4 protein-coding genes are annotated in these 6,720 nt (G+C 73.4%); all 4 read right to left on the bottom strand.

What is annotated here, in order from left to right; translation table 11 throughout:
- Positions 1 to 113: 113 nt before the first annotated feature.
- Positions 114 to 1,520: a proline--tRNA ligase gene (proS, locus tag ACXAHD_RS30810; protein ID WP_281553879.1), complete on the bottom strand. Its 1,407-nt coding sequence runs from the start codon at positions 1,518 to 1,520 to the stop codon at positions 114 to 116.
- 81 nt (positions 1,521 to 1,601) lie between these two features.
- Positions 1,602 to 2,681 carry an amidohydrolase family protein gene (locus ACXAHD_RS30805; RefSeq protein ID WP_281553878.1) on the bottom strand — a complete coding sequence of 360 codons (1,080 nt, stop codon included), beginning with the start codon at positions 2,679 to 2,681 and terminating at the stop codon, positions 1,602 to 1,604.
- Between the two features lie 20 nt (positions 2,682 to 2,701).
- Positions 2,702 to 4,261 carry a signal recognition particle protein gene (ffh, locus tag ACXAHD_RS30800; RefSeq protein WP_281553877.1) on the bottom strand — a complete coding sequence of 520 codons (1,560 nt, stop codon included), beginning with the start codon at positions 4,259 to 4,261 and terminating at the stop codon, positions 2,702 to 2,704.
- A 178-nt stretch (positions 4,262 to 4,439) separates the two neighbouring features.
- Positions 4,440 to 6,677: a [protein-PII] uridylyltransferase gene (locus ACXAHD_RS30795; RefSeq protein ID WP_475054963.1), complete on the bottom strand. Its 2,238-nt coding sequence runs from the start codon at positions 6,675 to 6,677 to the stop codon at positions 4,440 to 4,442.
- Positions 6,678 to 6,720: the final 43 nt, after the last annotated feature.

Genomic DNA, 6,720 nt, shown 5'->3' with positions numbered 1-6,720 from the left:
AAAAACAGGAATACTTCACCAAAAACCTCCCTTTTGCTGTCCCCAAAAAAACCCCCAACTCTGCTCCCCCCCCGGAAAGGGGCACCCCCGCTCACCGACGGCAGGGCAGGGCGTCAGTACGAGCGGGCCAGCACCGCGACCAGGTCGGGCTCGTCGTCGGAGTCGGGCACCGAGCCGTCCGGACGCAGCAGGCAGCGTACGGTGACGCCCTGCGCGTTGACCTCGGCCTCACCTGCCGGACCGACCACCGACCACGGCACCCGGGCCCATCCGGTCGCCGCAGCGGCGACGGCGTCGGCGAGGGTGCCGACCTCGACGGTACGCGTCTGACGCAGCGTCAGCGCCTGGTCGTAGAGCCGCTGCTGGTCGGCGTCGAGGGCGTTGCGGACCGCGCCGACCACGTCGGCGACCGGTACCGGGGTCTTCGACCCGTCGGTACGCCGGACCAGCACCGCATTGCCGGCGGCCAGGTCGCGCGGGCCGACCTCGACGCGTACCGGATATCCCTTGAGCTCGGCGTCGACGGCCCGGCGGCCGAACGGCGTGTCCACCCGGTCGTCCAGGCCGACCCGTACCCCGGCGTCGCGCAACGCGTCGCGCAGCTTGGCCGCCGCCTCGGCGACCCCGTCGCCGGCCTTGACCACCATGACGTACGCCTGGACCGGGGCCAGCCGTGGCGGCACCCGCAGCCCGTTGTCGTCGCCGTGCACCATGATCAGCCCGCCGAGCATCCGGGTCGAGACCCCCCAGGAGGTGGTCCAGGCGTGCTCGACCGCCCGCTCCGCGGAGGTGTAGGTGATGTCGAACGCGCGGGCGAAGTTCTGCCCGAGCTCGTGCGAGGTGCCCAGTTGCAGCGCCTTGCCGTCGGCCATCATCCCTTCGAGGGTGTACGTGCTGGTGGCTCCGGCGAAGCGCTCCCGGGCGGTCTTACGCCCGACCAGCACCGGGATGCCGAGCACGTTGACCATGAAGTCTTCGTAGACCTCGTGCAGGATTCGTCGGGCGTACGCCCGTGCGTCGGCTTCGTCGGCGTGCGCGGTGTGCCCCTCCTGCCAGAGGAACTCGCTGGTCCGCAGGAACACCCGGGGGCGCAGCTCCCAGCGCACCACGTTGGCCCACTGGTTGAGCAGCAGCGGCAGGTCCCGGTAGGAGTCGACCCACTTGGCCATGAACTCGCCGATCACCGTCTCGCTGGTCGGCCGGACCACCACCGGCTCGGCGAGCTGCTTGCCGCCACCGTGGGTGACCACCGCCAGCTCCGGGGAGAAGCCTTCGACGTGCTCGGCCTCGCGGCGCAGATAGCTCTCCGGGATGAACAGCGGGAAGTACGCGTTCTCCGCGCCGGCCGCTTTGATCCGGTTGTCCATCTCGGACTGCATCCGCTCCCAGATGGCGTACCCGGCCGGCCGGATCACCATGGTGCCGCGCACCGGTCCGTTGTCGGCGAGCTGCGCCTTGGCGATCAGATCCTGGTACCAGCGGGGGAAGTCCTCCGCACGAGGTGTGAGCACGCGGGCCATGACCGGACATCCTATGCGCCGCCGGTGGCGGCTGCGCGACGCACCCGCCGCAGCCGGCTCAGGGCCGCCCCGGCCACCGGGTCAGCGCAGCACCCGCCCGCGCAGGATGATCCGCTCGGGTGCGCGGACCACCCGCAGGTCGGCCCGCGGGTCCGCCGGGTACACAACCAGGTCGGCGAGCCCTCCCTCGACCAGGCCAGGGAAGCCGAGCCAGTCCCGGGCACCCCAGGAGGCGGCGGCCAGCACCGCCTCGGCCGGCATGCCCGCCTCAGTGTGCAGGGTCAGCATCTCGTCGGCGGCCCGGCCATGGGCGATGCCGCCACCGGCGTCGGTGCCGACGAAGACCGGCACGCCGGCTTCGTGCGCGGCGCGTACCACCTCGGGGAACCTGTCCCGCAGGCTGATCATGTGGGCGGCGTACCGGGGGAACTTCTCCCGGGCCCGGTCGGCGATCCCGCCGAACGTCGCGATGTTGATCATCGTCGGGATCAGCGCAGTCCGGTGCCGGGCCATCTCGTCGATCAGGTCAGGGCTCAGCCCGGTGCCGTGCTCGACCGAGTCGACCCCGGCCCGGACCAGGATCCGTACCGCCTCCTCGTCGAAGGTGTGCGCGGCGACCCTGGCACCGGCCCGGTGCGCGGTGGCGATGGCGTCGGTCATCGCCTCCGCCGACCAGGCCGGGGCGAGGTCCCCCGCGGACCGCTCGATCCAGTCGCCGACCAGCTTGACCCAGCCGTTGCCCGCCTTGGCCTGCTCGGCCACCGTGTCGGACAGCCGCTCCGCCGGCACCTCGACGCCGATGTCGCGCAGGTAGCGCCGGGGCGGTGCAACGTGCCGGCCGGCGCGGGCCAGCCGGGGCAGGTCCGGTTCGTCGTCGAGTTGCGGGTACGGGTACGGCGACCCGGCGTCGCGCAGCGCCAGCACACCGGCGTCCCGGTCGACGCCGGCCAACCGGCGGGCGTCGTCGAGCGAGCCGATCGGCGTCCCGCCCCGGGCGATGCCGATGTGGCAGTGCGCGTCGACCAGCCCGGGCAGGATGAAGCCGCCGTCGACCACGGTGGTCGCGCCGGGCACCGGGTGCAGCGTCACCCGGTCGCCGACCAGCCACAGGTCCCGGGTTCGGTCCTCGGGCAGCACGACCCCGCGGACGTGCAGCGGCACGGGTGCGGGGTCGACGGCGCTCAGCCCTTCTCCCGCTTGTTCAACTTGTTGAAGTCGATCTTGGGGAGCTTGAAGCCGGGCGGCAGACCGTCGCCGCCGCCCAGCGCGTTCGGGTCGAGGCCGGGTGGCAGCTGCGGCATGCCGCCCGGGAAGCCGGCCGGCACCCCGCCGCCGCCCCGCTGCCGGGCACCGCCGCCCCGGTTGCCGCCCTTGTTCCCCTTGCGCTTGTTCTTCGGCGACTTGGTCGCCTTGCGCCGCCCGCCACCGGGCAGACCCATCATCCCGCCCATCTGCTTCATCATCTTCTGCGCCTCGGCGAAGCGGTTGAGCAGCTGGTTGACGTCCATCACGGTGACCCCGGAGCCGTTGGCGATCCGGGCCCGGCGCGAACCGTTGATGATCTTCGGGTTGGTCCGCTCGCCCGGGGTCATCGAGCGGATGATCGCGGTGGCCTTGTCGAAGTGCTTGTCGTCGACCTCGGCCAACTGGTCCTTCATCTGCCCCATCCCGGGCATCATGGCCAGCACGTTGGCGATCGGCCCCATCCGGCGCACCGCGATGAGCTGGTCGAGGAAGTCCTCCAGGGTGAACTGCTCGCCGCCCATCAACTTGGCGGTCATCTTCTCCTTCTGATCGGCGTCGAAGGCCTGCTCGGCCTGCTCGATCAGAGTGAGCATGTCGCCCATGCCGAGGATCCGGCTGGCCATCCGGTCCGGGTGGAAGACGTCGAAGTCGGACAGCTTCTCACCGGTGGAGGCGAACAGGATCGGTTCGCCGGTGACCTGCCGGACGGACAGCGCCGCACCGCCGCGCGCGTCGCCGTCGAGCTTGGACAGCACCACGCCGGTGATGCCGACGCCGTCGCGGAACGCCTCGGCGGTGCGGACCGCGTCCTGCCCGACCATCGCGTCGATGACGAAGATGACCTCGTCCGGGTCGACCGCGTCGCGGATCGCGGCGGCCTGGGCCATCATCTCGGCGTCGATGCCGAGCCGACCGGCGGTGTCGACGATGACGACGTCGCGCGCCGACCGGCGGGCATGCTCGATCGACGCCTTGGCGACGGCCACCGGGTCGCCGACCCCGTTGCCGGGCTCCGGGGCGAACACCTCGACCCCGGCCCGCCCGCCGAGGACCTGCAGCTGACCGACCGCATTCGGGCGTTGCAGGTCGGCGGCGACCAGCAGCGGCTGGTGCCCCTGCGCCTTGAGCCAGTTGGACAGTTTGCCGGCGAGGGTGGTCTTGCCGGAACCCTGCAGCCCGGCCAGCATGATCACCGTCGGCGGCTGCTTGGCGAACCGGAGCCGGCGCTGCTCGCCGCCAAGGACCCCGACCAGCTCCTCGTGCACGATCTTGATGACCTGCTGGGCCGGGTTGAGCGCCTGGGAGACCTCGGAGCCACGGGCACGCTCCTTGACCCGGCCGATGAACGCCTTCACCACCGGCAGCGCGACGTCCGCCTCCAGCAGCGCCAGCCGGATCTCCCGGGCGGTCGCGTCGATGTCGGCGTCGGTGAGCCGACCCTTGCCCCGGAGCTTGCCGAAGATCCCGGACAGTCGATCACTCAAAGTGTCAAACACGACGCAACATCCTGTATGTCGATCCGGCAGGGCAACTCACGGCGGCGTCGGAACGCGACTCCGCCCGACCTGGCAAGCCTAGCCGCCGCCCGCTCCGCCCGCTCCTGCCACTCCAGCGCCTGCGGCCGCCGCCCGCTTCCGCCACTCCGGCATCCGGCTCCGCCGCTGCGCCGCCCGGTCATCCGGCGGCGGCCAGCACCGCGGCTTCCAGGCGGGCCCGCTCGGCGTCGTCCGGGCCGGCACCCACCAGGTAGAAGGCGTCGACCACGTCACCGCCCAGGGTGGAGATCCGGGCCGCCCGCACCTGGGCGCCGGCCTCGTCGAGTGCGCTGGTCACCCGGTAGAGCAGACCGGCCGAGTCGGCCGCCCGTAGCTCCAGCACCACCGCGTCGGTGGCGGCCTCCCGGTGCCACACCACCCGAGGGTCGGCTCCGGCCCGCCGGGCGGCGAGTGCCCGACCCCGCAGCCGCTGGGTGACCGACACGTCACCGGCGACCGCCCGCCGCAGGTCGGCGGCGAGCGCGATGGTGTCCGGCGGGGTGCCGTACCGGGGCTGGACCCGGAACTCGACCAGCGCCCGCCCGTCGACCGTGGAGGCGTCCGCGGTCAGCACGTCCAGCCGGTGCAGGGCCAGGCAGCCGGCGACCGCAGCGAGCAGGCCGTGCCGGTCCGCAGCGGCCACCGCGACCCGGTCGTCACCGTCGATGTGTACGGCCGGCAGTGGACCCGCCACCAGCGCCGGATCGGGTCGCGGCGGCTGGGGCAGCACCCCGGTGTCCAGCGCGGTGTGCACTCGGCGGACCAGTTCGGCGATCAGCCGCCCCTTCCAGTCCGACCAGGCCGCCGGGCCGGTCGCCAGGGCGTCGGCGCGGGCCAGACCGTGCAGCAGACCGAGCGTGGTGGTGTCGCCCACCGCAGCGGCGACCTGGGAGATCGTCACCGGGTCGCTGAGGTCACGCCGGGTGGCCACCTCTGGCAGCAGCAGATGGAGCCGGACCAGTTTGTCGATCATGTTGACGTCGGCCGGCGGCAGCCCGATCCGGGCGGCGATCCGCGTCGCCACCGGCGCGCCGACCGTACTGTGGTCGCCGGGCAGCCCCTTGCCCACGTCGTGCAGGAACGCACCGAGCAGCAGCAGGTCGGGCCGGTCCACCTCGCGGGTGAACGCGGTCGCCTCCTGTGCCGCCTGGACCAGGTGCCGGTCCAGGGTGAACCGGTGCACCGGGTTGTGCTGCGGCAGGCTGCGCATCCGGGGCCACTCCGGCAGCCAGCCGTCAACCAGCCCGTACCGGTCGCAGGTCTCCCAGGTGGGCACCAGACCGGGACCGGCGCCGAGCAGGGTGATCAGCGCGGCCCGGGCAGCATCCGGCCACGGCGCGGGCAGCGGCGGACAGTACGCGGCGAGCCACTCGCAGGTCGCCCGGGCGATCGGCAGCCGGCTGGTGGCGGCGGCCGCGGCGACCCGCAGCGACAGGCTGGGGTCCGGGCGGGCCCCGATCGCGGTCCGGGCGAGGACCAGCTCACCGTCGTGCTCGACCACGTCGCGGGCCACCGGCCGGCGCACCGGCGGACCGCCGCCGCGCCGACGGCCCGAGCGCAGCCGGTCGGCGCTGCGCCAGGCGTCGTCGAGGGCGTGGGTGATGGTGCGCGCGTCCGAGGCGACCCGGCGCAGCAGGGTGTCCGGGTCGTCCAGGTCGAGCAGGCCGGCGACGGTGGCGCGTTCCTGGGCCACCAGCCGGTCCACCCGCCGGCCGACAGCGACGTGCAGCGCGTCGCGGGTGTCCAGCAGCCGCAGATGGGCCGCGCGGGCGGCCGGACGCATGCTGTCGGCGATGCCGGCCAGGGCGATCCCGCGCAGGATCCCGACGTCGCGCAGCCCGCCGGCGGCCTCCTTCAGATCGCCTTCCAGCAGGAAGGCCAACTCGCCGTGGGTCCGCCAACGGGCCTCGGTGACCTCACGCAGCGCCGGCAGTTGGCGGACGGCGGTGCGCCGCCACTGGTCGGTCGCGGCGGCCTGCAGCTCGGCGGTGAGTTCCCGGTCGCCGGCGACGTGCCGGGCGTCGAGCAGGCCGAGCGCGACCTTGACATCGTCGTGGGCGACGGACAGCGCCTCCGGCAGGGTACGCACCGAGTGGTCCAGCCCGAGGCGGGCGTCCCAGACCGGGTACCAGAGGCGGGCGGCGATCTCGTCCATCCCGGCGACGCCGCGGTGCATCAGCACGAGATCGAGATCGCTGTACGGCGAGCACTGCAGCCGGCCGAGTCCGCCGACCGCCACCAGGGCGATACCGGTCAGCCCGGCCGGCATCAGCGAGGTCAGCCAGACATCGAGTGGCGGAGGCCAAGCCCCCAAAAGGGGCAGCCCCCCCCCCCCCCCCACCCCCCCACCCCTCCCCAACCCCCCCCCCCCCCCCACCCCCCCCCCCCCCCCCCCCTCTCCTCCCCCCCCCCCTCCCGTG

The organism is Micromonospora sp. ABR4_055 (assembly GCF_056160425.1).
Note: the sequence above shows the minus strand (reverse complement) of the source record. Positions and strands in the feature narration are given on the sequence as shown.